Origin of the sequence: Nocardioides jiangxiensis, from assembly GCF_030580915.1 — a bacterium.
Classification (GTDB): Bacteria; Actinomycetota; Actinomycetes; order Propionibacteriales; family Nocardioidaceae; genus Nocardioides; species Nocardioides jiangxiensis.
In genome coordinates this window covers 1,595,195-1,620,677 of the sequence record NZ_JAUQTA010000001.1, presented here as the reverse complement: position 1 = coordinate 1,620,677, position 25,483 = coordinate 1,595,195, and the positions used below count along the sequence as shown (strand labels likewise).

Genomic DNA, 25,483 nt, shown 5'->3' with positions numbered 1-25,483 from the left:
TCAGCCTTCGAGCGACAGCGCGAGGACCGGGCAGGAGTTCACCGCGGCGAGGACCATCTTGCGGTCCTCCTCCGGCGGGTTCTCGTTGTGGATGATGACCTGGTCGTCGTCATCCACCTCGAAGTACTCGTGGGCCATGGACTCGCACATGCCGAGCCCCTCGCACTTGTCACGGTCGACGACGATCTTCATCAGCTCACTACCTTCAGGGTCTCGGGGTCGACGGGGACGAAGTCGATCTTTTCACGCACGCCGCAGTCGGGGCAGAACCAGTCTGCAGGGATGTCGGCCCACGCGGTGCCGGCCGCGAAGCCCTGGTGCTCGTCGCCGGCCTCGACGACGTACGTGTAGGAGCATCCCGGGCACTGCGCGGCGAGCACCTCGCCGGACTGGTCCTGCGCGAAGTGGTCCTCGTGCTGGACGTGCGTGGCCGGAGGCGGGAACTTGGCGAAGTACTTCGCCTCCTTGCCCGGCTGGATGTTCGCGAGGGTGATGTCGCCGTCGAGGTGCTCGAGCACGCGGTGGTCCATCACCTTGCGCCACAGCGGCGGGATGAGGGCCAGGTTGATCATGCCGGCGTAGCCGGTCGGCAGGGCCGGGGACTCCTTGAAGTCACGCAGCGCCTGGTAGCGACGGGTGGGGTTCGCGTGGTGGTCGGAGTGGCGCTGCAGGTGGTACAGGAAGATGTTGGTGACGATGTTGTTGCTGTTCCAGCTGTGCTCGGGGAGCACGCGCTCGTAGCGCTGCTTGCCCTCGGGCCCCACCTTCTGGCGCTTGAGGCCGTAGTGCTCGAGGTAGTTGACGACCTCGAGCAGCGAGAAGCCGAAGATGACCGTGATCGGGATGAACGGTGCGACCTTCCAGCCGAAGAGCGCGATGATCACGGCGTACAGGACGACGGACATGGCCCACGCGTTGAGGACGTCGTTGCCGATGTGGAACGGGTGCGTGCCCTTGCGCTTGTAGCGCTTGGCCTCGACCTCCCACGAGCTCTTCAGCGAGCCGAAGACCGTGCGCGGCATGAACTGGTAGAGGTTCTCGCCCAGCCGCGAGGACGCCGGGTCCTCCGGGGTGGCGACACGGACGTGGTGGCCGCGGTTGTGCTCGATGTAGAAGTGGCCGTAGAAGGTCGGGGCCAGCGTGATCTTGGCGAGCCAGCGCTCGACCGACTCCTTCTTGTGGCCCAGCTCGTGGGCGGTGTTGATGCCGACGCCGACGACGCCCGCGATGGAGAGCGCCCACAGCGCCTGCAGCCACCACGTGATCGGGATCGAGGTCGCCATGAGGTTGGCGCTCAGGTGCTCACGGCCCCAGTCGCCCAGGCCGACGGCGCTCACGACGGTCTCGACCGGGTTGCCGCCGCTGATGATCTCGTAGCCACCGAAGAGGATGACGAACATCAGCGGGACGAACGCCATGACGACGTAGCGGTAGTACTTGTCGTTCTCGAGCTCCTCGATCACCTCGTCCGGCGGGTTGCTGCCGTCGAGGCCGAACATGAGGTCGAGCAGGGGGATGACCACGTTGATCAGCAGCGGGCCGACGAGGGCGAACCCCCACCAGCCGCCGCTCGCCACCCAGGCGACAGCGAAGGCGATGCCGAAGCCGGGGACCATCAGGCCCCAGAGCCACAGGTACCGCTTCTTGTCCTTCCAGATCTCGGTCGTTCCTTCGGGAACGGTGCCGGCAACTGCCGCCATGGTCGTGCCTCCTCGCGTCTTTCTTTACAAAGGTCGACCCCTTGTAAAGGCTTGACACCAAGGTCGCATCTGTAAACCGAATGTGTCAATGACATGGCGTCTCGGTAACCGTGTGACGCCGGACACGTCGGGACTGTTACCGGATCGCCGCGAAACCCGGGAGACAGCGATCGGGCCGGGCTGACACGCTGGGGACATGCCGACAACGCTCGACGTCGCCGCCCACCTCGACGCGCTGCGCGAGGCGCTCCTCGCCTTCACGCGGTACGCCGACCGGGCCGGCCTGCGCGCTGCCGTACCGACCTGCCCCGACTGGAGGGTGCGCGACCTGGTCGCCCACCAGGGGATGGTCCATCGCTGGGCGGCGGGACTGCTGACCGGACAGGCGACGGACACCGACGCGCTCGAGCGCGAGGGGCGCTCGGCCGTCGACCCGCTGGAGTGGCTGCGCGACGGCGCGATCGAGCTCGCGACGGCGCTGACCCGTGCTCCCGAGACCGTGGCAGCACCCGTCTTCCTCAAGGACGCACCCGCTCCGCGCGCCTTCTGGGCCCGCCGCCAGTGCCACGAGACGACGATCCACGCGATCGACGCGATGGCGGCCTCGCTCGGGGTGGCTCCGGCGGCCGGCGAGACGTGGATCCGCCCGGAGACCGCGCTCGACGGCGTCGACGAGCTGCTCTGCGGCTTCCTGCCGCGCTCGAAGTCGCGGCTCCGGTCCCCGACGCCCCTCAGCTTCGCGGTCCGCCCGCACGAGGGCGACCGCGGGTGGCTGGTGCAGGTGACCGACGAGCCGGCGGTGACCACCGTCCTCGCTCGCGACGACGCCTCGCTCGACGCCGCCGACGTGACCGTCGACGGCTCGGCAGTGGAGCTCTACCTCCAGCTCTGGAACCGCTCGGCGGCCCCGGGCGCCGGCGACCCGGGCGACGGCATGGCGCTGTGGCGGGAGAAGGCGCGGATCACCTGGGCGTGAGCCCCGCGAGCCGTCAGGGTTCGAAGCGGCGGCCGCGCACCTCGGCCGGCTGCTGGTAGCCGACCGGGTTGCGGTACTCCCCCAGCACGACGCGGACCTCGCGGCCCTCACCGACGTGCAGGGCGATCTCGCCGTCACCGATCCTCACGACGTCGCCACGCACGACGTGCTCCACGCCGTCCTTCTCCACCGCGAAGCCGGGGCGGGCGCGCACGACGTCGGCTGTCGCGAGCAGGACCAGCGGCTTGTCGCGTGCCGGCCGGAACTTCAGGGCGAGGGCGAGCATCGCGAGCAGCGCCAGGTCACCGAGGACGGTCAGCACGAGCCCGAAGTGGCTGCGCACCTGGCCCTCGACCCGGTTCACCCCCGGCTTTCCCTCGAGGTAGGTCGCCTCGATCGTGTCGCTCTCCTGTGCCGCCTGCCAGGCAGCCTCCGAGACCTTGGCGATGTAGTCGCCCCGGCGCGGGTCGGCATCGGCAGGCAGGTAGTAGCGGACGAAGAACTGCGTGGGGTCCTTCTTCGGCACCGCCTCGGTGTCGGTCACCGTCGCGACGGTGGAGACCCCGACCGCGTCGAGCCGCCAGGCGTTCCAGGCACTCCAGACCGCGGGCACGGTAAAGAGCAGCAGCAGGGCGACCACCATGAGGATGGCGGCGCGGCGGCTCGCGGCACGGCGTCCGGTCGGCAGGGGTGTCATGGGCGCCATCCAAACACGTCCGCGCGGCGCCGCCTCAGACCAGCGGCGCGCCCCAGCTGCCGGCGTACGCGATCTCGGAGAGGGGCTTGCGGCCGGAGCGGTCCTTCTCGTGGACGTCGCTGGTCGCCGGGTCGCCGATCCGCCCGATCGCGATACCGGTGGCGACGCGCCAGTGGTCCGGCACGCCGAACGCATCGGCCACGCCCTGGTGGTCGAATCCCGCGAACTGGTGGGCGTGCAGGCCCATCGAGGCAGCCTGGACGGTCATGTGCGCGGCAGTCTGGCCGGCGTCGTACTCCGCGAGGTCGAGGTACGGGGTCTCCTGGTCCTCGGGCGCGGCGCCGGTCTGGAAGCAGATGACGACGACGGCACTGACGTTGGCGACCCAGCCGGCGTTGCCCCGCGAGAGGTACCGCTGGAACTCGGTGAACGTCGGGTCCCCGCGCAGACCGGCGAGGAAGGCCCAGCGCTGGGTGTTGCCCGCGCTCGGCGCCCAGCGGGCGGCCTCGAGGATCAGCTCGAGCTGCGCGGTCGTCAGCTCGTGCGTCGGGTCGAAGACCCGCGGGCTCCAGCGGTCACGGAGGTACGGCGTCAGGTCGGCGTTCGGCATGCGGGCGAGTGTAGGAGGACCACGGCAGGACGGGGGTCCGCCTGCGCCGGGTGTGAATCTGCCGTCGACGAACGAAGAAGGGCCCCGGTCTCTCGACCGGGGCCCTTCTCCATCACGTGCGCGAGGGGGGATTTGAACCCCCACGCCCTTTCGGACACTGGCACCTGAAGCCAGCGCGTCTGCCGTTCCGCCACTCGCGCGTGAAGCAGGAGCACGGTATCCCAGGCGCGACCCTTCTCCCAAACCGGGGCGGTGCGCCACGGGGGCTGCTGGGGCTGATGTGGATACGATCGCGGCATCACCGATGGGACCGACACCGACGAGGAGGTGCCGATGAGCGGCCTGCAGCGCTTCGAGGACCGCCTCGAGCAGATGGTGGCCGGCGCGTTCGCACGCGTCTTCCGCAGCGCCGTGCAGCCGGTGGAGATCTCCGCCGCGCTCCAGCGCGAGGTGGACAACAACGCGCAGGTCCTCAGCCGTGACCGACGCCTGGTGCCGAACTCGTTCCACGTCGAGCTCAGCCCCACCGACCTCGAGCGCCTCGCGCCGTACGACACCACGCTCGCCGGGGAGCTCACCGAGAGCCTGCGCGAGCACGCGGAGCACCAGAGCTACGTCTTCCCCGGCCCGGTGCACATCGACTTCGACGTCGCCGAGGACCTCACGACCGGCCGCTTCCGGGTCCGCAGCGCAGCGCAGGCGAAGGTCACGACCCACGCCTCCGACACGCAGGTGGCCCGCGCACGCTGGTTCCTCGAGGTCAACGGCGCCCGCAACCCGGTCAACGCACCCGGCCTCGTCGTCGGGCGCGGCACCGAGACCGACCTCCAGATCAACGACCCGGGCATCAGCCGCCAGCACGCGCGGTTCGCCCTGGCAGGCGACCGCTTGACGGTCCAGGACCTCGGCTCGACCAACGGCGTCCTCATCGACGGCACGCCGGCACAGAGCGCGACGCTCTACGACGGCTCCGTCGTGCGGCTCGGCAACACCACCCTGACCGTGCACAGGGTGACTGACCGTCAGGATGGCCATGTCTGAGCTGACCCTCTTCCTGATCCGCATCGCCTACCTGGCGGTCCTCTGGATCTTCGTCCTCTCGGCGATCTCCGTGATCCGCACCGACATGTTCGGCGCGCGGCTCTCCACCGGTCAGGCAGCTCCGAAGGCCGCGAAGGCGAAGAAGCCCGCCGCCAAGCCGGCGCCCAAGCGGCGCGGCGCCCCCACCCACGTCGCGGTGGTCGAGGGCGGCAACGCCGGAGACCGCGCGGAGCTCGACCAGGCGCCGATCCTGATCGGCCGCGGGCCCGACGCCGCGATCCGCCTCGACGACGACTACGTCTCGACCCGCCACGCCCGCATCGCCGCATCGGGCGACCAGTGGTTCGTCGAGGACCTCGGTTCGACCAACGGAACCTACGTCGGCGCGGCACGCATCAACCAGCCCACCGCCATCTCGGTCGGCACGAAGATCCGGATCGGCAAGACCATCCTCGAGCTGAGGAAGTGACGACCGTGTCCGAGACCCCGGACGTCCCGGTCGAGGAGCAGGTCGCCGCTCCCGAGACCACCGGCGAGACGGAGGCCGTGGAGGCCGCGCCGCTCGAGCTCCGCTTCGCGGCGCTCTCCGACGTCGGCCGGGTCCGCCGTGACAACCAGGACTCCGGGTACGCCGGTCCGTGGCTGCTCGCCGTCTGCGACGGCGTCGGTGGCGCCGCACGTGGCGACATCGCCTCGAGCACGGCGGTCCAGCAGCTGCGCCGGCTCGACGAGCAGCCCGCGGGCGATCCCGTCTCCCTCGTCGCCGGCGCCCTGCACCGAGCCCATGACCGCATCGGCGAGCTGGTCGAGCACGACCCCGCCCTCAACGGCACCAGCACGACAGCCACGCTCGCGCTCTTCGACGGCCACCGGGTGGCCATCGGCCACGTCGGCGACACCCGTGCCTACCTGCTGCGCGACGGCGTCCTGACCCGGCTGACGAAGGACCACACCTTCGTCCAGTCGCTCATCGACGAGGGCCGGATCACCGAGGAGGAGGCGCGGGTCCACCCGCACCGCAACCTGATCCTGCAGGCGCTCGACGGTGTCCACGAGGCGGAGCCCGACCTCTTCTCCGAGGAGGTCCGCGCCGGCGACCGTCTCCTGCTCTGCAGCGATGGCGCGTGCGGCGTCCTCGACGACGACCGGATCGCCGACATCCTCGGCACGGCGACCCCCGACTTCGCTGCCGTCGAGCTGGTCCGGGCCAGCCTCGAGGCAGGCAGCAGCGACAACGTGACGTGTGTCGTCGCCGACGTCGTGCCCGCCGACCAGGGTGCGCCCGTGGACCCGACCCCGCTGCTGGTCGGTGCCGCTGCCGACCTGCCCCGCCGGCGTACCGGTCTGGCGGCGGCGAGCGCGAGCCGCTTCCGCGGGCACCGCTCCGGCGACACCGGTGAGCTCGAGCCCGTCCCGGCCGTCGACCAGCTGCCCGACGGGGCCGGCCGGGCGATCGCCTCCGACCCGATCGACCACGCCGAAGAGCTCCGCTACGCACCGCGCGCGCCCCGCCGGTTCGTCTGGCTGAAGCGGCTCAGCGCAACCGCCGTCGTCCTCGGCATCCTGTGGATGGCAGCGGCGGGCGCGTGGTTCTGGAGCCAGCAGCAGTACTACGTCGGCGTCCACGACGGTGCCGTCACGATCTTCCGCGGCATCGACAGCGAGCTGCTCGGCGTCGAGCTCGGCACCGCCTACGAGCAGTCGGACCTCGCCGTCGCGACCCTCAGCGACTACGTCCGCGGCACGGTCGAGAACGGCATAGAGGCCCGGTCCCTCGAGGACGCCCGCCACGTGATCCAGAACCTCGCCGCCGAGCAGGGAGGCGAGTGATGATGGGCCGCACGCCCACGGGCCAGCCGGGTTTCCTAGGCTTCGTGCACCGCCGCCGCCGCGGCGCGGAGCTCTTCCTGCTCATCCTCGCGCTCGCCGTCGGCATCGGCGGCTACGCGGCCGTCGGCATCGGTGTCGACGGTGCCGTGCCGACGAACATCGTCGGCTACGGCGGCTGGCTGGCGGTCCTCATCGTCGCGTGCCACGTGGCGGTCCGCATCGCCGCGCCGTACGCCGACCCGGTGCTGCTGCCCGTGGTGGCCGCGCTCAACGGCCTCGGCCTCGCGGTGATCCGCCGGCTCGACCTCGCGCAGATCGACCAGGCCGCGGGCACCGGCAAGGCGCCGCACGTCTTCGCCAACGACCAGCTGGTCTGGATGACGATCGGCGTCTCGCTCTTCATCGGCACCCTCGTCGTGCTGCGCGACCACCGGGTCCTGCAGCGCTACACCTACACGAGCGGACTCGCGGCGATCGTGCTCCTGCTGCTGCCGATGTTCCCGTTCATCGGACGCGAGGTGAACGGGTCCCGCATCTGGGTGCACATCGGGCCGATGAGCATCCAGCCCGGCGAGGTCGCCAAGGTGCTGCTGGTCGTCGCCGTTGCCGGCTACCTGGTCGTCCACCGCGACGCGCTCGCGCTGGCCGGGCGCCGGTTCCTCTTCATCGACCTGCCGCGGGGCCGCGACCTCGGTCCGATCCTCGCGATGTGGCTGATCGGCATGGGCATCCTGGTCTTCCAGCGCGACCTCGGCACGTCACTGCTCTGCTTCGGCCTGTTCCTCACGATGCTGTACGTCGCGACCGAGCGTCCCGGCTGGCTCTTCGTGGGCGGACTGCTCTTCGTCGCAGGTGCCGTGGGCGCCTACTTCGTCGAGAGCCACGTCCACGCCCGCGTGGTCACCTGGCTCGACCCGTTCGGCGCCTGGGAGACCGGCTCCCAGCAGGTCGGCAACTCGCTGTTCGGCATGTCGTGGGGCGGCCTCCTCGGCCGCGGCCTCGGTGACGGCCAGCCGTGGCGGACCTCCTACGCCGAGTCGGACTTCATCATGAGCGCCATCGGCGAGGAGCTCGGACTGACCGGCGTCATGGCCGTCCTGCTCATGTACGGCCTCATCGTCGAGCGTGGCCTCCGCGCTGCGCTGGTCTGCCGCGACGGCTTCGGCAAGCTGGTCGCCACAGGCCTCGCGGTCATCTTCGCCCTGCAGGTTTTCGTCGTCGTCGGCGGCGTCACCGACCTGATCCCCCTGACCGGCCTGACCACCCCGTTCCTCTCGTACGGCGGCTCCTCGCTCGTCGCGAACTGGGTGATCATCGCGCTGGTGCTCCGCATCTCCGACCAGGCCCGGCGTCCGGTTCCGGACCTCTCCTTCGAGGAGCCGGCCGAGGTCGAGACCACCCAGATCGTCAAGGCGGTCCGTCCCTGATGAGCCACGCCACCCTCCGCCTCGCTGCGCTCTCCGGAAAGCGGGGGCTCCGATGAACAAGCCGATCCGCACGCTGTCGCTCTTCTGCGGCCTGCTCTTCCTCGTCCTGCTCGGCAACGCGACGTACCTGCAGTACTTCCGGGCCGACTCGCTCGACAAGAGCTCGCTCAACCGCCGCGTCATCGAGGCGTCCTTCGCCCGCGAGCGCGGCGCGATCCTCGTCGACGGCGAGCCCGTCGCGCGTTCGGTGAAGTCCGACGACCGCTACAAGTGGCAGCGCCGCTACCCCGCGGGCGCCCTGTACGCCCACGAGACCGGGTGGTTCTCCTACTTCTCCCAGTCCGGCATCGAGCACGCGGAGAACTCGGTGCTCTCCGGCGACGACCCGCGGCTCTTCGGCGCCCGGCTCGCCGACCTGATCGGCAGCGGCCAGCCCAAGGGCGGCAGCGTCGAGCTCACCCTCAACCCGGCCGCGCAGAAGGCGGCGTACGACGGCCTGCAGGCGCTCGGCACGGGGATCCAGGGCTCGGTCGTGGCGCTGGAGCCGGCCACGGGCCGGATCCTGGCGATGGTGTCGCTGCCCTCCTACGACCCCAACCGGCTCGCATCGCACGACCTGTCGAAGGTGTCGGCCGCCGACAAGCAGCTCGAGGGCGACCCGGCGCAGCCGAAGCTCAACCGTGCGATCCGCACGACGCTTCCGCCGGGCTCGACGTTCAAGCTGGTCACCGCCGCCGCGGCGATCGAGAACGGCCTCTACGACGAGGACTCGCAGGTCCCGGCCGGCGCCGGCTACAAGCTGCCCGAGAGCACCTCGATCGTGCACAACTCCACGGGCAGCGCGTGCAACCCGGCGACGATCACGCTGAAGTACGCGCTCGAGTGGTCCTGCAACACCGCCTTCGCGGCCATCGCCGACAAGCTCGGCAACGCGAAGATGAAGAAGATGGCCGAGAACTTCGGCTTCAACGACACCTCGCTGCAGGACCTCACCGGCCAGGTGCGCAGCCGCTACCCGTCCATGAACCGCCCGCAGACCGCGCTCTCCGGCTTCGGCCAGGCCGACGTCGCGGCGACGCCACTGCAGATGGCGATGGTCGCGGCCGGCATCGCCAACCACGGCGTCCTCATGCGTCCACACCTCGTCGACGAGCTCCGGTCCCCCGACTTCGACTCGCTCGGCAAGACCGACTCGGAGGTCTACAAGCGGGCGATCAGCTCCGCCGTCGCGCGCCAGCTCACGGACATGATGGTCGGCGTCGTCGAGGAGGGCACCGCCAACACCGCGGCCATCCCCGGCATCCGCGTCGCCGGCAAGACCGGCACCGCCCAGACCGGACGCAGCGACATCTCCAACTACGCGTGGTTCACCTCCTTCGCGCCGGCCGACGACCCGCAGGTCGCAGTCGCGGTGATGATCCAGAACAGCCAGCGCTCCAACGGCGAGATCTCCGGTGGCGGACTCGCCGGACCGATCGCCAAGGCGGTCATGGAGGCGGTGATCAACAAGTGACCCGCTACGCCGACGACCTGGAGCGCTACGAGCTCCTCGAGCGCATCGCCACGGGCGGCATGGGTGAGGTGTGGCGGGCGACCGACACCGTCCTGCACCGCCCGGTCGCCGTGAAGCTGCTCAAGGCGGAGCTCGCCGACGACCCGGAGTTCCGCGCGCGGTTCGAGACCGAGGCCCGTCACGCGGCCTCGCTGCACCACCCCGGCATCGCCGCCGTCTTCGACTTCGGCAGCACCTCGAACGCCGGCCACCCGCCGTACCTGGTGATGGAGCTGGTCGAGGGCCAGCCGCTCTCCGCCCTGCTGCGCAAGGGGCGGCCGATGCCCGCGGAGCCCGCGCGGGCGCTCGCCATCCAGGTCGCCGACGCGCTCGGCGCCGCCCACGCTGCCGGCATCGTCCACCGCGACGTGAAGCCGGCGAACCTGCTCGTCACCCCCGACCGCCGGGTGAAGGTCACGGACTTCGGCATCGCCCGAGCCGGCGATGCGGTCGCCCTGACGCGCACCGGTCAGGTGATGGGCACCCCGCAGTACCTCTCCCCCGAGCAGGCCGAGGGCGGCGTCGCCACCGCCGCGAGCGACGTCTACTCCCTCGGCGTGGTGCTCTTCGAGGCGCTCGCCGGCGAGCGTCCGTTCGACGCGGAGTCTCCGGTCGCCACGGCGCTGGCGCACATCCGCCAGCCGGTCCCGGACCTCCCCCGTGAGGTCCCCCAGGACCTGCAGGCGGTCGTACGCCGGTGCCTGGCGAAGGACCCCACGGCCCGGTTCCCCGACGGTGCCTCCCTGGCAGCTGCGCTGCGCGACCCCTCCACGATGGGTCCGATGACCGTGCCGGTCGCCACCGGCCTCGGCGTGCCCGTGGAGGCTCCGGCCACCTCGGTCATGCCGGCGGTGACCGCTCCCGCGGCGGCGTCCGCACCGCGCGAGGACCGCAGCGGCGGGATCCTGCTCTGGCTGCTGGCCATCCTGGTCGGCGCCCTGGTGGCCTTCCTCGCCTGGACCTTCTGGCACGACGCGGGCACGCCCGCGGAGGAGCCGACCACGCCGGCGACGGTCACCATCTCGACCACGCCGACCGACACGACGGTCGAGCTCCCGGCGTCGGTCTGCGTCGGCACCCTCGACGACGTGACCCAGTCGATCCGCAACCGTGACCTCGTCGCCGATCCCCAGGAGCAGCCCAACCCCGGCGACCAGGTCGAGGACCAGGTCATCTCCTGCACCCCGACCGGCACGCTGCAGCAGGGCGACGACGTCGCCGTGAAGTACTGGGGTCCGGCGCCCACGCCGACGCCCACCCCCACGGAGAGTGCCACCCCCACCCCCACCCCGACCGACACCACGACGACGAGCCCGTCGCCGACCGACACGAGCAGCCCCCTGCTGCGGAAGGCACAGAACCGATGACGAACCAGGCAGGAGTCGTGGGCGGCCGCTACGAGCTCGGCGAGCTGCTCGGTCGCGGCGGCATGGCCGAGGTGCGCAAGGGCGTCGACACGCGGCTCGGCCGCGTGGTCGCGGTGAAGCGGCTACGCACGGACCTCGCCAGCGACGCGACGTTCCAGCACCGGTTCCGGCGCGAGGCCCAGTCGTCGGCCTCGCTGAACCACCCCGCCATCGTCGCCGTCTACGACACCGGCGAGGAGCCGTCCGTCGACGGGATCGCGCAGCCCTACATCGTCATGGAGTACGTCGCCGGCCGCACGCTGCGGGAGATCCTGCGCGAGGGTCGCAAGATCCTTCCGGAGCGGGCCCTGGAGATCACCTCGGGCGTCCTGTCGGCCCTCGACTACAGCCACCGCGCGGGCATCATCCACCGCGACATCAAGCCGGCCAACGTCATGCTCACTCCGTCGGGCGACGTGAAGGTCATGGACTTCGGCATCGCCCGGGCGGTCTCCGACGCGTCCTCGACGATGACCCAGACGGCGGCGGTCGTCGGCACCGCCCAGTACCTCTCCCCCGAGCAGGCCCGCGGCGAGTCCGTCGACTCCCGCTCCGACGTCTACTCGACCGGCTGCCTGCTCTACGAGCTCCTCACCGGCCGGCCGCCGTTCGTGGGCGAGTCGCCGGTCGCGGTCGCCTACCAGCACGTGCGCGAGCCCGCCCAGCCGCCGTCGGTCTACGACCCCGACGTCCCGCCGGAGCTGGACGCCATCGTCATGAAGGCGCTCACCAAGCGCGTCGAGGACCGCTACCAGTCGGCGGCCGCGATGCGCGCCGACATCGAGCGCTACCTGGCCGGCCACGCCGTCCAGGCCCCGCCCGTCGCGGCGGTCGCGCCGACGGCGGTCGTCCCCGCCCCGGCGTACGCCGCGACCACCGGCAACCACACGGCCGTCGGGATGGCGCCGGTCCCGGCCGAGGAGCCGCACCGCCGGCGCTGGCTCGTCTGGGGTCTCCTCATCGTGCTGCTGGCCGGCCTGATCGCCTACGGCGTCCCGAAGCTCTTCGGCACCAACGAGCCCGAGCAGGTCACCGTCCCGAAGGTCGTCGGCCTCCTGCAGGCCGCGGCCGAGCGGACCCTGACCGCCAGCCAGTTCGTGCCCGAGGTCTCGACCGAGGCGAGCCGCGATGTCGCCCGGGGCAAGGTCATCTCGCAGGACCGGCAGGCCGGGTCGCTCGCCGACATCGGCAGCACCGTGCACATCGTCGTCTCCCTCGGTCCCCCGACCGCCGAGGTGCCCGACGTGACGAACAGGTCGCTCGAGGACGCTCGCCGCATCCTGGAGGGCGCCGGCTTCAGGGTCGGCACCGAGCAGCGGCAGTCCGACGAGCCCAAGGACGAGGTCGTCGACCAGTTCCCGGTGGGCGGGCAGACCGTGGTCGAGGGGCGCAAGGTGACCCTGTACCTCTCGACGGGTCCGAAGAAGATCCCCGGCGTCGTGGGCAAGAGGCAGGACGCCGCCTGCAGGGCGATCCGGGAGCGCGGCTTCACCTGCCAGGTCGACAGCGTCGACTTCCCGACCGATGCGCCGAAGGGCACGGTCATCGACCAGTTCCCGAAGGCCGGCACCGAGGCGCCGTCCGGTTCGTCCGTGACGATCCAGGTCACGACCTACCAGAAGCCGGAGCCGACGCCGACGCCCACCACCACGCCGACGACGACGCCCACCACCGACCCCGGCACCGGCGGTGGCGGCATCGGGGGCAACCTCTTCGGCAACTGAGGGTCATCGGCCCGGGCGGGCCGGGCGGTGAACGCCGTCTCGCGACTCAGCTCACGGGCTTGGCGTACTCCGCCCGGATCGGTCCGGTGTACGGCGGGGCGACGAGGCCGTAGCCGGAGTGCATGTCCCAGCCGATCGCGATGTCGGGCTCGGCCGCCTGTGCGCGGTAGACCTGCAGGTAGCCGTCGTCGGTGATCCGCTGCTCGATCGCGTCGACGTCGCCGATCGCGGTGATCTCGTAGGGCTGCGGGAAGTAGAGGCCGTTGACCTGGACGGTGCTGCCGGCGCACTGGATGCCGGTGGTGGTGACGACCCGCTGGCCCTCGATGGTGACGGCCTCTGCTCCCGCGGCCCACATCGCGTTGACGACCGCCTGGATGTCCTGCTGGTGGACGACGAGGGTGTTGATGTCCTGGTCGCTGGAGTCCCGCACCTCACGCGGCGCGTCGGAGAGCGTCACCGTGACCCCCTCGCCGGTCACCTTCTTCAGTCCCGCCGGCCCCTTGAGCCGGCGTACGGCGTCGCGCACACGGTGCGAGCCGAGGTCGTCCTTGGTCGCGCTGAGCGCCTCCACCTGCTTCGTCAGCGACCGGCTCTCCGCGCGGAGGTCGCGCAGGTGACGGTTCTCGACCTGGACCAGCCCGGCGAGGTCCGTCGTGCGCCCGGGGCGCAGGTCGGTGCCCTCGCTGTTGGCCGCACTCACGGCGAAGAGGCCACCCGCGAGGAGGAAGACCACGGGGGTGACGACGGCCCACGTGCGGCGCTGTCGGTGCGTCGTGGTCATGCCCACTACGCTAGCCGGGGCCGCGTGAAGTTCGCAGCGGCCCCCGACCACTGGAGGACACGTGTCGAAGAGCAAGGCCACCGCTACGGCTCCGCAGGGCATCGACCCGCTCAAGGGACCGATCTTCTCGGTGCGCTTCCTCGTGTCCCTGCTCCTGATCGCGGCCGGCATCGCCGCGGTCGTCCTGTGGACGATCCACCTCCACCAGGGCTACGACTGGACGCCGACCGCCAAGGACAAGACCGCGCCGAAGGCCCTGATCCCGGGCACCGGCAAGCTCGACAACTGGAACTGGGTCATCGGCTTCGGCCTGGTCTTCCTCGGTCTGGTCTTCGCCGCCCACCGCAAGACGCCCCTCGGTCGTGGCCGCGGCCCGGTCGTCGGCATGCTCGGCTGCTTCCTGATCGGTCTGGTCTGGATCTGCACGTTCTACGTCTTCGCCAACAAGGCTCCCGGTGCGGACGGCTCCGTCTGGCTCCTCTCCGACCTCCAGCAGTACAACCTCATGGTCGGCATCGGCTTCATGGCCGTGGGCTTCACCTACGCCACCAAGTGGGAGTGACTCCCGCCGTACTGCGAACGCCCCGCTCCCGGTGAGCGGGGCGTTCTGCATTTGTGCTTCTGACCTGCGGAATCACACGCGTGTAAGTTATCCACAGGGTTTATCCACAGTGTGAATAAGTCGCCTGTGAAGCGCCGAGACGGGGCTTGTGCCGCAGTGACACGGGGCCCGTGCCGCGTGCTGGCGGCACAGGCCCCGTCTCGGCGTCGGGTCTGCTCAGGCGAGCGCGACGGTGCGCAGGACGCAGCCGGCGAGGACGAGGGCGGCGTAGACCACGACGCCCGTCCACTGCCAGCGGGCGCGCTGGGGACCCTTGGGCGAGAAGGCGAGGAGGCCCATCAGGGCGAGGCCGCCGAGGAAGCCACCGAGGTGGCCCTGCCAGGAGATCGATCCGCGCCCGACGACGGTGATCGCGGCGTTGATCCCGATCCACATCAGGATGTTGCGCACGTCGCCGCCGACCTTGAGGGCGAGGACGAGCAGGGCGGCCATCAGGCCGAAGATGGCACCCGAGGCACCGAGAGTCGGGGTGTACGACGGCGCGAGCCAGTAGACGGCCAGCGAGCCACCGAGCCCCGAGAGCAGGTAGAGAGCGAGGAACCGCGCGCGACCCAGCGCCAGCTCGAGCTGCGGCCCGAGCACCCAGAGCGCGAGCATGTTGAAGCCGATGTGGGTCACGTCGATGTGCGTGAACATGCTCGTCACGAGCTGCCACCAGGCCCCGTCGGCGACACCTGGCAGCCAGCTGCCGAGGTCCGCGCAGTCAGCCCGGGTCGCGCTGGGCCAGGCGTACTGTCCGCGCGCGCAGATGCCCTCCGGGCGCAGGGCGAGCCAGTCGACCCAGCGGCTGGCCGCGCCGCCCGTGGCGGTGATCAGCGCCCAGACCGCAGCGTTGATCGCGATGAGGACGCCGGAGGTGAGGCCGGGGTTGGCCACCCGCGCCCCGCCGTACGCCGTGCGGCCGCTGCGGGTCTCACGCGCGCCGGACCTCACGCAGTCGGGGCACTGGAACCCCACGGCAGCCGAGCGCATGCAGTCCGGGCAGATCGGACGTCCGCAGCGCTGGCAGGAGATGTGCGTCTCCCGCCCCGCATGCCGGTAGCACTGCGGGGCGGGAGTCACGGAGTCGTCCAACGCAGGATCAGCGGGTGATCTCGACGGAGTTGATGACGACCGGCTCGATCGGGCGGTCCATGGCGCCGACCGGCGTCGTGCCGATGGCGTCCACGACGGCCTTGGACGCGTCGTCGGCGACCTCACCGAAGATCGTGTGGCGGTTGGTGAGCCACGGGGTCTCGACGGTGGTGATGAAGAACTGCGAGCCGTTGGTGCCCGGGCCGGCGTTGGCCATGGCCAGGAGGTACGGCTTGTTGAAGGAGAGCTCCGGGTGGAACTCGTCCTTGAACTTGTAGCCGGGGCCACCGATGCCCTGACCGAGCGGGCAGCCGCCCTGGATCATGAACTGGTCGATGACGCGGTGGAAGATCAGACCGTCGTAGAACTTCTCGCCCGAGCGGCCGGCGTCGTCGGTGTAGTCCTTGGTGCCCTCGGCGAGGCCGACGAAGTTCTCCACCGTCGCGGGAGCGTGGTTGGGGAAGAGGTTGATCGTGATGTCACCCTTGGTGGTGTGCAGGGTGGCCTTCAGGTCAGACATGGCTGCCTCTCGGGGTCGAAGTCAATGCGTCCTGAGCGTACAAGGGGCTGGCGACAGCCCGCGGCGTACGGGAGGATCACCGCATGGCGAAGCGCGCGGACAAGGACCTGGCCGACCTCATCGAGGACTGGGCCCCGCAGATCGAGAAGACGTTCACGCAGCTGGCCACCAGCGGCCCGAAGCTGATGAAGAAGGGTCGCAAGCTCGCCAAGGCCAAGGGCGCCCCCGTGCCGAAGAAGCACGCCGGTCAGGCCCCGGCGGGCGCGCTGACCAGGAAGCTGGTCGTGGTCGGCGGCATCGGAGCGCTGCTCGTGATGGCGGTACGCCGCGTGCTCGGCGGAGGCTCTGACTGGCAGGTCACCCCGCCGGAGCCGACCGAAGAGGTCGAGACCGACCTCGGCTGAGGCTGATCTCGACCACGGCTCAGCCGACGAGCGCGGGCGCCTCGGTCCGGATCTTCGTCTCGACGCGGCGCTCGACCCAGAAGATGAGGCCGGGCACCAGGCCGGCGAGGAGCATGAGCCCGAGGAAGGTCATCTTCCAGCCGGCACGCATGGCGAGCAGCAGCGCCGCGACGACGTACGCCATGTAGATCCACCCGTGGCCCACGGCGACGATCGGCGTGAACGTCTCTCCGAAGGACTGGATCGTGCCGCCCTCCGGGAAGAGGTACTTGCAGACCATCCCGATCGTGAGCGCCAGCAGCAGCGTGCCGACGACGTACGCGAGGACCTTGTAGACGGGGAAGAGCTTCACGGCCGCCACGGTACCTGCGCCCACCTCAGGCCGGTACGTCGTCCTCGTCACCTTCGGGGTCGGCATCACCGTCCGGGTCGGCCAGCACCTCGTCCTGGAGCCAGCGCCACCACATGAAGACGACGAACCCGCCGAAGAACCACCACTCGACGGCGTAGAAGAGGTTGCGGATCGCCGAGAAGCGCGGGGCGGGAGGGAGCTGGTCGAGGTCGGCGCGCTCGAGCCCGTGGTCCGTGGCCGCAGCGATGACGTACGCGCCGTACAGGTCCTCGTCGACGAAGTGGAGGGCGTCGGCGATCCGGAGCTGCGGCAGCACGGCGTCGGTGGTGTCGGTGTCGACCTCACCGGTGCCCTCGGCCGGCTGCAGCCAGCCCTCCAGCATCACCGTCCCCGACGGCGCAGCGGGAACGGAGGACGGTGAGGCGGTCCAGCCACGCACGACCGGCATCGCGGACCTCGTGCCGTCCACCGTCACGGGGGTGACGACCCAGTAGCCCTCGACGTCGCCTCGCTCGCGGCCGCTCACCAGGAACGTGGACCTCGGCAACCATTCCCCGGTGAAGGAGACCGGCTGGCCGACGTACTGCCCCGGGAACGGATCGTCAGGCCCGATGACCTTCTCCAGGGGCTTCGCCGCGACCGTCGTCAGGTCGCGGACGGCCGCTTCTCGCTTGGCCTTCCACGCGTCGAGCTGCCACACACCGAGCATCACGGCAGCAGCGAGGAGCACCACCGCGACGAGGTGGATGCCCCAGTAGCGAGGCGACAGCGGGTGGGGCCGTCGTTCAGGGGCAGGTGGCACGCGGCCAGCCTACGATCAGGGCATGACGACGCGGATCCACCACCTCGACTGCGGAACGATGCACCCCTTCGGTGCCCCGGGCGGCCGGCTCATGCCGCGGCGCATGGTCGCTCACTGCCTGCTGGTCGAGCGCCCGGAGGGCCTGGTCCTCGTCGACAGCGGCTTCGGCACCGCGGACCTCGCCGACAGCAAGCGCCTGGGCCGGCCCTTCCTCACGCTCATCCGCCCGGACCTGGCGCCTGAGCAGACCGCGCGGGCACAGGTCGTCGACCTCGGTTTCGACGTCGCGGACGTCACCGACATCGTGCTCACCCACATGGACGTCGACCACGCCGGCGGCATCGGCGACTTCCCGCAGGCGCGGGTCCACGTGTCTGCCGAGGAGCACCGGGCTGCGATGGAGCCCGCGTCGCTCCTGGAGAAGCGCCGCTACATCCCCGCGCAGTGGGCACACGGTCCGCAGTGGCAGCTGCACGGCGCAGGCGGCGAGGACTGGTTCGGCTTCACCGGCGTGCGCGCCCTGGGCGACGACGTCGTCCTGATCCCGCTGCGCGGCCACACCCGTGGGCACTCCGGCGTCGCTGTCCGTACGCCGGAGGGCGGCTGGCTCCTCCACGCCGGCGACAGCTACTTCTGGCACGGCGAGCTCGAGCGGCCCCCGGCGCACAACTACGGGCTGGTGGGCTTCCAGAAGCTGATGGCGGTGTACGAGAAGGAGCGGCGCACCAACCAGGAGCGCCTGCGCGAGCTGCGCGCCGGCCACCCTGAGGTGACCATCTTCTCGGCGCACGACGAGACCGAGTTCCAGCACCTCGCGTGAGGGCACGAGCGCCGCGCGCAGGAGCGTGACCTGCACGAGCGCCTCACCCAGGTGATCGCCGCGGCTACGGGCTGACTCAGCCGGTCGGCTCCCGGAGCGAGTCGGTCCGGTTGCAGACGGCGAACGGCAGGAGGTCGTCGAGGGTCACCGCCGCGGCGGCGTTCGGCTTCTTCGGGCGGAGCCCGATGCGGCCCGTCGACGGGTCGTCGAGCACGTCGGACGCGAACCCGTCGGTGAAGCCGGCAGCACCGCTGGTCACTGGCCACGCGCGCGTGATCGCCGCGCGCTCGACCAGGTCGTCTCGCCCCGTTCCGAGCCGCGCGGTCGCCAGGCCGTCGGCGAAGGAGACCGAGAACGCCGGCAGGTCACCGAGGTTGCGCGGATCCAGCTCGCCGACCAGCCTTCCCCGGTCGGACGCCGTCGCGCCGTCCCCCAGCGCGGTCCGCACCGGAACACACCCCCGCCGCAGGTAGGCCGACTCCGCTCCGCCGTCGACGAGAGCGGGCAAGGCGGGGTCCGAGGCCCAGACGCGCTCACCTTCCGACGCCACCCCCTTGACCAGCAGGTGCTCCTCTGACATCACGCGCGCGCCTGACAGTGGCTTCTTCCCGAGCGCGCGCGTCACCGCTGCCATGTCCAGGTCGGGCCGGAACGCGACGACGTACCCCGAGCCGGACGGGCCGCTGAACCGCAGCTCCCAGTCCACGTCGTCCCGGGTGAACCCGTGGTCGAGCCAGAATCGCGCGTCCTTCGAGGCGAGGATTCCCTGGGTCAGCACGACGGCGTCCGATCGCACCCGGTCCCAGAACGCTGTCCGGTCCGCCACCGGCTCGTCGGCCGTCATCTCCGGCACTCCGAAGCGGGCCCGGATCGTGTCGTAGTCGGTGAGCGTCACGACGTCTGCGTCCGCCGGCACGAGGGCGAGCCCGCGCCAGGCCTCACCGGTCGGATGACGCGGCATCGCCAGCCCGGACGGGATCGTGCTGGGCAGCGCCGGCGCGGAAGCCGGCTCGGCGGGAGCACCACACCCGCTGAGGACCACGGCCGCCAATGCCGCCCCGAGAAGAATCCGCACCGGTCGAGGGTAAGCGCTCCGCCGCTCGACAGCGGGCGGAGATGCCGATGGGGCCCCTCCGGCGTGCGGAGGGGCCCCATCCGGGCGTGGAGCCTAGGGGACTCGAACCCCTAACCCCCTGCTTGCAAAGCAGGTGCGCTACCAATTGCGCCAAGGCCCCGCTGCGCGTGGGACGCGCAGGGAAGAAGGTCAGGCAGGCGTGACCGGGTCGGTCGCCTGGGCCCACAGGGCCTGCTCCTCACGGGACGCGTCGAGCTTCTTCTTCGCGAAGACGGCGGCGGCAGCGGCCAGGGCGACGAGAACGATCTTCTTCATGAGGCGAGAGGCTACCAACCCCGCCCACCCTCCCGGAAAACGCCCCGGCGTACGAGCCGGAAAAGCGCACCGCCCGCGTCCGGGAGGACTGCGGGCGGTGAGTGTGTGGTGCGCCTAGGAGGACTTGAACCTCCGACCCCCACATTATCAGTGTGGTGCTCTAACCGTCTGAGCTATAGGCGCGACAGCCGCATGCGGCCGTGGTGTGAACCGTGGCGGAACGTTACCGGAGGCTCCGCCCCTGCACCAAAACGGGGTCCAGCAGCGAGCGTCCGCGACCGTCAGCGCTCGTCCTCGGCGAGGGTGACCTCGATGCCGCCGAGCAGTGCCGCGGCCATGTTGTAGAGGAACGCCGTCAGGGTCGCCACCGCGGTGATCAGCACCGTGTCGACCACGGAGACGAGCATCGTGAAGCCGAGGACACGGGTGGTGCCGAGGTAGTTGTTGACGTCGAAGCCGTCACCGCTGCCACCCATCACGCCACCCACGGTGGAGTTGATCGAGTCCCAGACGCCGGCGATGCCGAGCACGGTCCAGACGACGGCCACCGCCACGACCGTGACGATGCCGAAGGCGACCGCCAGCAGGAACGACGTCTTCATCACCGACCACGGGTCGATCCGGGTCAGGCGCAGCCGCGCACGGCGCGGGCGCCGACCCGAGGTCTCGGCGGCCGCGTCGGCGTGCTCCTTCGACTCCGGGTTCGCGTTGGCGCGGTGCTCGACCGTGGCGGCCGAGATCGCGCTGTTGATCCGCTCACCCAGCGTCTGCTTCGGCGCCTCGTCGCTCATCACTGCTCACTCTCGTCGGTCGGGACGGCCTGCACGTCGCTGGACTCCGCACCGGGCTCGGCAGAGGCCTCGTCCTGGCTGTCGGACGCGTCGATTGTTGCATCCTCCTCGTCGCGGGCCTCGACCGAGCGAGCGACGACGGCGACCGCGTCACCCTTCTTCGGCGTCACGAACTTCACGCCCATGGTCGAGCGGCCCTTGGCGGGGAAGTTGTCGTCGATGGGGGAGCGGACGACCTGTCCGCCGTTGGTGATCGAGAGGACCTCGTCGCCCTCGACGACGATGAACGCGCCGACCAGGCCGCCACGCTTCTCGTCGCTCAGCTGCATCGCCTTGATGCCGAGACCACCACGCGACTGCACGCGGTAGTCCGAGATGCGGGTGCGCTTGGCGTAGCCGCCGTCGGTGATGGTGAAGACGTACTGCTCGACGACCTCACTGGTCTCCTCGCCGGCCTCCGCCGCCTCCTCAGCGGCGATCTGCTCGGCGCGGATCACCGACATCGAGAGCAGGCTGTCGTCCGCGCGGAACTTCATGCCCGAGACACCCGACGTCGCGCGGCCCATCGGACGCAGCTGGTCGTCGCTGGCCGGGAAGCGAATCGCCTGGGCCTTGCGGGAGACGAGCAGGATGTGGTCCTCGCTGTTGACCAGCTCGGCACCGATCAGCTCGTCGTCCTCCTCGCGGAAGTTGATCGCGATGACACCCGCCTGGCGCGGGGAGTTGTAGTCGCCGAGCCGGGTCTTCTTGACCAGGCCGTGCTTCGTGGCGAGCACGAGGTAGGGCGCCTGCTCGTAGTCGCGGATCGCGAGCACCTGCGCGATCGACTCGTCGGGCTGGAAGCTCAACAGGCCGGCGACGTGGCCACCCTTCGCGTCGCGTGACGCCTCCGGCAGGTTGTAGGCCTTCGTCCGGTAGACCCGGCCAGCGGTGGTGAAGAAGAGCAGCCAGTGGTGGTTGGTCGTGGAGATGAAGTGCTCCACCACGTCGTCGCCCTTGAGCGAGGCGCCCCGGACGCCCTTGCCGCCGCGCTTCTGCAGCCGGTACGCCGACGCCAGCGTGCGCTTGGCGTAGCCGCCGCGGGTGATCGAGACGACGAGCTCCTCGTCGGGGATCAGGTCCTCCATGGACATGTCGCCCTCGGCCGCGACGATCTGCGTGCGGCGGTCGTCGCCGTACTTCGCGACGATCTCGGCGAGCTCGTCGACGATGATCTGCCGCTGGCGCGACTCGTTGGCGAGGATGTCCTTGAGGTCGGCGATGATCGCCTCGAGGCGGGCGAGCTCGTCGATGATCTTCTGGCGCTCGAGGGCCGCGAGGCGACGCAGCTGCATCTCGAGGATGGCGTTGGCCTGGATCTCGTCGATGTCGAGGAGCGCCATGAGGCCGGTGCGGGCCTCGTTGACGTCGGGCGAGCGACGGATCAGCGCGATGACCTCGTCGAGCATGTCGAGCGCCTTCACCAGGCCTCGGTAGATGTGCGCGTCCTTCTCGGCCTTCGCCAGGCGGAAGCGGGTCCGACGCTGGATGACCTCGATCTGGTGGGTGACCCAGTTGCTGATGAACTGGTCGACGGTCAGCGTGCGCGGCACGCCATCGACGAGCGCCAGCATGTTGGCCGAGAAGTTGGTCTGCAGCTCGGTGTGCTTGAAGAGGTTGTTGAGCACGACCCGGGCGACCGCGTCGCGCTTCAGCACGACGACGAGGCGCTGGCCGGTGCGCGAGGAGGTGTCGTCGCGGACCTCGGAGATGCCCTGGATCTTGCCGGAGTCGGCCAGCTCGGCGATCTTGAGTGCGAGGTTGTCCGGGTTGACCATGTAGGGCAGCTCGGTGATGACCAGGCAGGTGCGGCCGCGGTTGTCCTCGTCGACCTCGACGATGGCGCGCTGCGTGATGCCGCCGCGGCCCGTGCGGTAGGCCTGCTCGATGCCGGTGCGACCGACGATGAGCGCACCGTTGGGGAAGTCAGGGCCCTTCACCCGCTCGATGACGGCCTCCTGCAGCTCCTCGCGCGTGGCGTCGGGGTGCTGCAGGGCCCAGGTCGCAGCGTCCGCGACCTCGCCGAGGTTGTGGGGCGGGATGTTGGTCGCCATGCCGACCGCGATGCCGGCCGAGCCGTTGACCAGCAGGTTCGGGAACCGCGCCGGCAGGATCGTCGGCTCCTCGGTCTTGCCGTCGTAGTTGGGCGCCATGTCGACGGTGTCCTCGTCGATGTCGCGCACCATCTCCATGGCCAGCGGCGCCATGCGGCACTCGGTGTAACGCATGGCGGCGGCGGGGTCGTTGCCCGCGGAGCCGAAGTTGCCCTGGCCGTGGATGAGCGGGGCACGCATGACCCACGGCTGGGTGAGGCGGACCAGGGTGTCGTAGATCGCCGAGTCGCCGTGCGGGTGGTAGTTACCCATGACGTCACCGACGACGCGCGCGCACTTGTTGAACGCGCGGTCGGGGCGGTAGCCACCGTCGTACATCGCGTAGAGGACGCGGCGGTGCACCGGCTTGAGGCCGTCGCGGACGTCCGGGAGCGCGCGGCCGACGATGACCGCCATCGCGTAGTCGATGTACGAGCGCTGCATCGAGGTCTGCAGCTCGATGGGCTCGATGCGGGCGCCGCCCGTGGGGGTTTCCGTCACGATTCGTCTCTCTTACCGTGTCTAGTGCTCGTCTTAGATTCCGTGATATCCGTGAATCAGATGTCGAGGAACCGGACGTCCTTGGCATTGCGCTGGATGAAGGAACGACGCTGCTCGACGTCCTCGCCCATGAGGATCGAGAAGATCTCGTCGGCGTGGGCGGCGTCGTCGAGCGTCACCTGCAGCAGCACGCGGTGGTCGGGGTCGAGCGTGGTCTCCCACAGCTCGTCGGCGTTCATCTCACCCAGACCCTTGTAGCGCTGGATCGAGCCGTCCTTGGGGAGCTTCTTGCCCTGCGCCAGGCCGTCGGCCACCACCGCATCGCGCTCGGCGTCGGAGTAGACGAACTCGTGGTCGTGGGGCTTGTTCCACTTGATCCGGTAGAGCGGCGGCTGCGCCAGGTAGACGTGGCCGTGCTCGATCAGCGGCTTCATGAAACGGAAGAGCAGCGTCAGCAGCAGGGTGTTGATGTGGTGGCCGTCGACATCGGCATCGGCCATCAGCACGACCTTGTGGTAGCGCAGCTTGGCGATGTCGAACTCCTCGTGCACGCCCGTGCCGAGGGCGGAGATGATCGCCTGGACCTCCTGGTTGCCCAGGACCTTGTCGATGCGCGCCTTCTCGACGTTGAGGATCTTGCCGCGGATCGGGAGGATCGCCTGGATCCGCGGGTCGCGGCCGGACTTGGCCGAACCACCGGCGGAGTCGCCCTCGACGACGAAGACCTCGCACTCCTCCGGGTTGTTGGACTGGCAGTCAGCCAGCTTGCCGGGGAGGCCGCCGCCGCCGAGCAGGCCCTTGCGGTTGCGGGCCAGGTCGCGCGCCTTGCGGGCGGCGATGCGCGCGGTCGCCGCCGCCTGCGCCTTGCGGATGATGTCCTTGCCCTCGGTGGGGTGCTGCTCCAGCCAGTCGCCGAGCTGCTCGTTGACGACACCCTGCGTGAAGCCCTTGGCCTCGGTGTTGCCGAGCTTCGCCTTCGTCTGGCCCTCGAACTGCGGGTTGGAGATCTTCAGGCTGATGATCGCGGTGAGGCCCTCACGGATGTCGTCGCCCGTGAGGCGGTCCTCCTTCTTCTTGATCAGGCCCCAGGTCTCGCCCCACTTGTTCATCAGCGAGGTGAGCGCCGTACGGAAGCCCTCCTCGTGGGTGCCGCCCTCCGGGGTGTTGATCGTGTTGGCGAAGGTGTGGACCGACTCGTTGTACGACGACGCCTGCCACTGCATGGCGATCTCGAGGCTCATCGGGTTGGGGGCGTCGTCGCCGGTCTCCGCCTCGAAGGAGATGACGGGGGAGAGGATCGTCTTGCGCTTGTTGAGGTGGTCGACGTAGTCGGCCAGGCCCCGGTCGTACTGGAAGACGATCTCCAGCGCCTCGCCCTCGCGGTGCGGCTGGTCGTCGTGCGCGGCGTCGACGTCGTTGGCGATCGTGTCGTCCTCGACCGCGTCGGCGATCTCGGCAGCCTCCGGACGCTCGTCGCGCAGCACGATCCGCAGGCCCTTGTTGAGGAAGGCCATCTCGCGGAAGCGCGTGGTGATCGTCTCGAGGTTGTAGACCGTGGTCTCGAAGATCTCGGGGGAGGCGAACCAGGTCACCGTCGTGCCCGTGCGCTCGCCCTCCTCCAAGGGGCGGACCTGGCGCAGTGCGTAGCGCGGGATGCCGAGGTCGAACTCCTGCTCCCAGAGGTAGCCGCGGTTCTTGATCTCGAGCTTGAGCGTGGTGGAGAGGGCGTTGACGACCGAGGAGCCGACACCGTGGAGACCACCGGAGACCTTGTAGCCGCCGCCGCCGAACTTGCCTCCGGCGTGCAGCACGGTGAGGGCGAGGGTCGCGGCCGGGAGCTCCTGGCCGGGAGCGGTGTCGGTCGGGATGCCGCGACCGTTGTCGACGACGCTGACGGAGCCGTCCTCGTTGAGCTTCACGAGGATCTCGTCGCAGTGGCCGGCCAGGGCCTCGTCGACCGCGTTGTCCACGATCTCCCAGATCAGGTGGTGCAGGCCGCGCACACCGGTGGAGCCGATGTACATGCCGGGGCGCTTGCGGACGGCTTCGAGGCCCTCGAGGACCTGGATCGCCGAAGCGTCGTACTCGTTGTTGACCTGGTCCTGCTCCGACACCCGGGAACCTCTTCGTAACTGGCGAGACATGCAGAAGGCCGCACGACGCGAGCGTTGCGACCTTGATCACCCATGGTACCCGCGCACGCACGCGTAGCGAGGTTCCCGCTCCGGAAACGGAGGAGATCTGTGCAGAAATCGGCCCGAAAGAGGCCTTCCAGGGCCCCGGGGAGGCCCGAACAGGGGTTGTCTGGGTCCCCCTATGGGCGGCGGG

At 70.2% G+C, this 25,483-nt stretch carries 25 protein-coding genes and 3 tRNA genes; 11 read left to right on the top strand and 17 right to left on the bottom strand.

Annotated elements, in window-relative coordinates:
• Both Q5722_RS07880 and Q5722_RS07875 read right to left on the bottom strand, forming a co-directional pair.
• Positions 1–192 carry a ferredoxin gene (locus Q5722_RS07880; RefSeq protein WP_305027660.1) on the bottom strand — a complete coding sequence of 64 codons (192 nt, stop codon included), beginning with the start codon at positions 190–192 and terminating at the stop codon, positions 1–3.
• Positions 192–1,700 (bottom strand): fatty acid desaturase, encoded by a 1,509-nt coding sequence (locus Q5722_RS07875; protein WP_305027659.1) that lies wholly within the window; start codon positions 1,698–1,700, stop codon positions 192–194. The genes Q5722_RS07880 and Q5722_RS07875 overlap by 1 nt, the downstream gene beginning before the upstream one ends.
• A gap of 196 nt (positions 1,701–1,896) precedes the next feature.
• On the opposite strand from Q5722_RS07875, the gene Q5722_RS07870 reads away from it, so the two are divergent.
• A complete protein-coding gene (locus Q5722_RS07870; RefSeq protein WP_305027658.1) occupies positions 1,897–2,676 on the top strand; it encodes a maleylpyruvate isomerase N-terminal domain-containing protein in 780 nt (259 codons plus the stop codon).
• A 13-nt stretch (positions 2,677–2,689) separates the two neighbouring features.
• Here Q5722_RS07870 and Q5722_RS07865 read toward each other — a convergent pair whose 3' ends face one another.
• The 3 genes from Q5722_RS07865 to Q5722_RS07855 form a co-directional block, all read right to left on the bottom strand.
• Complete coding sequence (locus Q5722_RS07865) at positions 2,690–3,373, bottom strand: hypothetical protein (protein ID WP_305027657.1); 684 nt, start codon at positions 3,371–3,373, stop codon at positions 2,690–2,692.
• A 34-nt stretch (positions 3,374–3,407) separates the two neighbouring features.
• Positions 3,408–3,983 (bottom strand): nitroreductase family protein, encoded by a 576-nt coding sequence (locus tag Q5722_RS07860; RefSeq protein ID WP_305027656.1) that lies wholly within the window; start codon positions 3,981–3,983, stop codon positions 3,408–3,410.
• Between the two features lie 117 nt (positions 3,984–4,100).
• Positions 4,101–4,183: transfer RNA gene (locus tag Q5722_RS07855), tRNA-Leu, on the bottom strand.
• Between the two features lie 133 nt (positions 4,184–4,316).
• Here Q5722_RS07855 and Q5722_RS07850 point away from each other — a divergent pair.
• Genes Q5722_RS07850 through pknB form a run of 7 tightly spaced genes read left to right on the top strand, consistent with a single transcriptional unit; the run spans position 4,317 to position 12,963 of the window.
• Entirely contained in the window at positions 4,317–5,024 is a 708-nt protein-coding gene (locus tag Q5722_RS07850; protein ID WP_305027655.1) for an FHA domain-containing protein, read from the top strand.
• Positions 5,017–5,493 (top strand): FHA domain-containing protein FhaB/FipA, encoded by a 477-nt coding sequence (locus Q5722_RS07845; protein ID WP_305027654.1) that lies wholly within the window; start codon positions 5,017–5,019, stop codon positions 5,491–5,493. The genes Q5722_RS07850 and Q5722_RS07845 overlap by 8 nt, the downstream gene beginning before the upstream one ends.
• 5 nt (positions 5,494–5,498) lie before the next feature.
• Complete coding sequence (locus tag Q5722_RS07840; protein ID WP_305027653.1) at positions 5,499–6,854, top strand: PP2C family protein-serine/threonine phosphatase; 1,356 nt, start codon at positions 5,499–5,501, stop codon at positions 6,852–6,854.
• Positions 6,854–8,281: an FtsW/RodA/SpoVE family cell cycle protein gene (locus tag Q5722_RS07835; RefSeq protein WP_439652484.1), complete on the top strand. Its 1,428-nt coding sequence runs from the start codon at positions 6,854–6,856 to the stop codon at positions 8,279–8,281. The genes Q5722_RS07840 and Q5722_RS07835 overlap by 1 nt, the downstream gene beginning before the upstream one ends.
• A 52-nt stretch (positions 8,282–8,333) precedes the next feature.
• Positions 8,334–9,794, top strand: coding sequence for a peptidoglycan D,D-transpeptidase FtsI family protein (locus Q5722_RS07830; protein ID WP_305027651.1), 1,461 nt, complete (start codon positions 8,334–8,336; stop codon positions 9,792–9,794).
• Positions 9,791–11,200: a protein kinase domain-containing protein gene (locus Q5722_RS07825; protein WP_305027650.1), complete on the top strand. Its 1,410-nt coding sequence runs from the start codon at positions 9,791–9,793 to the stop codon at positions 11,198–11,200. Before Q5722_RS07830 ends, Q5722_RS07825 begins: the two co-directional genes overlap by 4 nt.
• Positions 11,197–12,963 carry a Stk1 family PASTA domain-containing Ser/Thr kinase gene (gene pknB / locus Q5722_RS07820; RefSeq protein WP_305027649.1) on the top strand — a complete coding sequence of 589 codons (1,767 nt, stop codon included), beginning with the start codon at positions 11,197–11,199 and terminating at the stop codon, positions 12,961–12,963. The genes Q5722_RS07825 and pknB overlap by 4 nt, the downstream gene beginning before the upstream one ends.
• A 46-nt stretch (positions 12,964–13,009) precedes the next feature.
• Here the strand turns inward: pknB and Q5722_RS07815 are convergent, their stop codons facing one another.
• On the bottom strand, positions 13,010–13,747 hold the full coding sequence (locus Q5722_RS07815) for a DUF881 domain-containing protein (RefSeq protein WP_305027648.1): 738 nt from the start codon (positions 13,745–13,747) through the stop codon (positions 13,010–13,012).
• A 61-nt stretch (positions 13,748–13,808) separates the two neighbouring features.
• On the opposite strand from Q5722_RS07815, the gene Q5722_RS07810 reads away from it, so the two are divergent.
• A complete protein-coding gene (locus Q5722_RS07810) occupies positions 13,809–14,309 on the top strand; it encodes a cell division protein CrgA (RefSeq protein ID WP_305027647.1) in 501 nt (166 codons plus the stop codon).
• Between the two features lie 216 nt (positions 14,310–14,525).
• Here Q5722_RS07810 and Q5722_RS07805 read toward each other — a convergent pair whose 3' ends face one another.
• Both Q5722_RS07805 and Q5722_RS07800 read right to left on the bottom strand, forming a co-directional pair.
• Positions 14,526–15,431 (bottom strand): rhomboid family intramembrane serine protease, encoded by a 906-nt coding sequence (locus Q5722_RS07805; protein WP_305027646.1) that lies wholly within the window; start codon positions 15,429–15,431, stop codon positions 14,526–14,528.
• 19 nt (positions 15,432–15,450) lie between these two features.
• A complete protein-coding gene (locus Q5722_RS07800; RefSeq protein ID WP_305027645.1) occupies positions 15,451–15,963 on the bottom strand; it encodes a peptidylprolyl isomerase in 513 nt (170 codons plus the stop codon).
• Positions 15,964–16,046: 83 nt separating this feature from the next.
• Between Q5722_RS07800 and Q5722_RS07795 the strand changes: the two genes are divergently transcribed.
• Entirely contained in the window at positions 16,047–16,367 is a 321-nt protein-coding gene (locus Q5722_RS07795; protein WP_305027644.1) for a hypothetical protein, read from the top strand.
• A gap of 19 nt (positions 16,368–16,386) precedes the next feature.
• Here Q5722_RS07795 and Q5722_RS07790 read toward each other — a convergent pair whose 3' ends face one another.
• Together Q5722_RS07790 and Q5722_RS07785 are read right to left on the bottom strand one after the other, a co-directional pair.
• The gene (locus Q5722_RS07790; RefSeq protein ID WP_305027643.1) at positions 16,387–16,719 is read right to left on the bottom strand and encodes a DUF3817 domain-containing protein; all 333 of its coding nucleotides are present in this window, start codon (positions 16,717–16,719) and stop codon (positions 16,387–16,389) included.
• A gap of 25 nt (positions 16,720–16,744) precedes the next feature.
• A complete protein-coding gene (locus Q5722_RS07785; RefSeq protein WP_305027642.1) occupies positions 16,745–17,521 on the bottom strand; it encodes an SURF1 family protein in 777 nt (258 codons plus the stop codon).
• Between the two features lie 22 nt (positions 17,522–17,543).
• On the opposite strand from Q5722_RS07785, the gene Q5722_RS07780 reads away from it, so the two are divergent.
• Positions 17,544–18,341, top strand: a complete 798-nt coding sequence (locus tag Q5722_RS07780; RefSeq protein WP_305027641.1) for an MBL fold metallo-hydrolase — start codon at positions 17,544–17,546, stop codon at positions 18,339–18,341.
• Between the two features lie 76 nt (positions 18,342–18,417).
• On the opposite strand, the gene Q5722_RS07775 is transcribed toward Q5722_RS07780, so the two are convergent.
• The 7 genes from Q5722_RS07775 to gyrB all read right to left on the bottom strand — a co-directional run bounded on the left by Q5722_RS07775 (position 18,418) and on the right by gyrB (position 25,269).
• Positions 18,418–19,416 carry a hypothetical protein gene (locus tag Q5722_RS07775; protein ID WP_305027640.1) on the bottom strand — a complete coding sequence of 333 codons (999 nt, stop codon included), beginning with the start codon at positions 19,414–19,416 and terminating at the stop codon, positions 18,418–18,420.
• 87 nt (positions 19,417–19,503) lie between these two features.
• A tRNA-Ala gene (locus Q5722_RS07770) sits at positions 19,504–19,576 on the bottom strand.
• A gap of 29 nt (positions 19,577–19,605) precedes the next feature.
• Entirely contained in the window at positions 19,606–19,731 is a 126-nt protein-coding gene (locus Q5722_RS07765) for a DLW-39 family protein (protein WP_305027639.1), read from the bottom strand.
• A gap of 106 nt (positions 19,732–19,837) precedes the next feature.
• Positions 19,838–19,914 (bottom strand) — tRNA-Ile (locus tag Q5722_RS07760).
• A gap of 98 nt (positions 19,915–20,012) precedes the next feature.
• On the bottom strand, positions 20,013–20,522 hold the full coding sequence (locus tag Q5722_RS07755; RefSeq protein ID WP_305027638.1) for a DUF3566 domain-containing protein: 510 nt from the start codon (positions 20,520–20,522) through the stop codon (positions 20,013–20,015).
• Positions 20,522–23,098, bottom strand: a complete 2,577-nt coding sequence (gene gyrA / locus Q5722_RS07750; RefSeq protein WP_439652491.1) for a DNA gyrase subunit A — start codon at positions 23,096–23,098, stop codon at positions 20,522–20,524. The genes Q5722_RS07755 and gyrA overlap by 1 nt, the downstream gene beginning before the upstream one ends.
• A gap of 113 nt (positions 23,099–23,211) precedes the next feature.
• The gene (gene gyrB, locus Q5722_RS07745) at positions 23,212–25,269 is read right to left on the bottom strand and encodes a DNA topoisomerase (ATP-hydrolyzing) subunit B (protein ID WP_305027636.1); all 2,058 of its coding nucleotides are present in this window, start codon (positions 25,267–25,269) and stop codon (positions 23,212–23,214) included.
• Positions 25,270–25,483 lie beyond the last annotated feature (214 nt).

What these genes read in the sequence shown, in the direction of transcription:
- Q5722_RS07880 (WP_305027660.1), bottom strand. Translation starts at nt 192, where the DNA reads ATGAAGATCGTCGTCGACCGTGACAAGTGCGAGGGGCTCGGCATGTGC.
- Q5722_RS07875 (WP_305027659.1), bottom strand. Translation starts at nt 1,700, where the DNA reads ATGGCGGCAGTTGCCGGCACCGTTCCCGAAGGAACGACCGAGATCTGG.
- Q5722_RS07870 (WP_305027658.1), top strand. Translation starts at nt 1,897, where the DNA reads ATGCCGACAACGCTCGACGTCGCCGCCCACCTCGACGCGCTGCGCGAG.
- Q5722_RS07865 (WP_305027657.1), bottom strand. Translation starts at nt 3,373, where the DNA reads ATGACACCCCTGCCGACCGGACGCCGTGCCGCGAGCCGCCGCGCCGCC.
- Q5722_RS07860 (WP_305027656.1), bottom strand. Translation starts at nt 3,983, where the DNA reads ATGCCGAACGCCGACCTGACGCCGTACCTCCGTGACCGCTGGAGCCCG.
- Q5722_RS07850 (WP_305027655.1), top strand. Translation starts at nt 4,317, where the DNA reads ATGAGCGGCCTGCAGCGCTTCGAGGACCGCCTCGAGCAGATGGTGGCC.
- Q5722_RS07845 (WP_305027654.1), top strand. Translation starts at nt 5,017, where the DNA reads ATGTCTGAGCTGACCCTCTTCCTGATCCGCATCGCCTACCTGGCGGTC.
- Q5722_RS07835 (WP_439652484.1), top strand. Translation starts at nt 6,854, where the DNA reads ATGATGGGCCGCACGCCCACGGGCCAGCCGGGTTTCCTAGGCTTCGTG.
- Q5722_RS07830 (WP_305027651.1), top strand. Translation starts at nt 8,334, where the DNA reads ATGAACAAGCCGATCCGCACGCTGTCGCTCTTCTGCGGCCTGCTCTTC.
- pknB (WP_305027649.1), top strand. Translation starts at nt 11,197, where the DNA reads ATGACGAACCAGGCAGGAGTCGTGGGCGGCCGCTACGAGCTCGGCGAG.
- Q5722_RS07815 (WP_305027648.1), bottom strand. Translation starts at nt 13,747, where the DNA reads ATGACCACGACGCACCGACAGCGCCGCACGTGGGCCGTCGTCACCCCC.
- Q5722_RS07800 (WP_305027645.1), bottom strand. Translation starts at nt 15,963, where the DNA reads ATGTCTGACCTGAAGGCCACCCTGCACACCACCAAGGGTGACATCACG.
- Q5722_RS07795 (WP_305027644.1), top strand. Translation starts at nt 16,047, where the DNA reads ATGGCGAAGCGCGCGGACAAGGACCTGGCCGACCTCATCGAGGACTGG.
- Q5722_RS07780 (WP_305027641.1), top strand. Translation starts at nt 17,544, where the DNA reads ATGACGACGCGGATCCACCACCTCGACTGCGGAACGATGCACCCCTTC.
- Q5722_RS07765 (WP_305027639.1), bottom strand. Translation starts at nt 19,731, where the DNA reads ATGAAGAAGATCGTTCTCGTCGCCCTGGCCGCTGCCGCCGCCGTCTTC.
- Q5722_RS07755 (WP_305027638.1), bottom strand. Translation starts at nt 20,522, where the DNA reads ATGAGCGACGAGGCGCCGAAGCAGACGCTGGGTGAGCGGATCAACAGC.
- gyrA (WP_439652491.1), bottom strand. Translation starts at nt 23,098, where the DNA reads ATGCAGCGCTCGTACATCGACTACGCGATGGCGGTCATCGTCGGCCGC.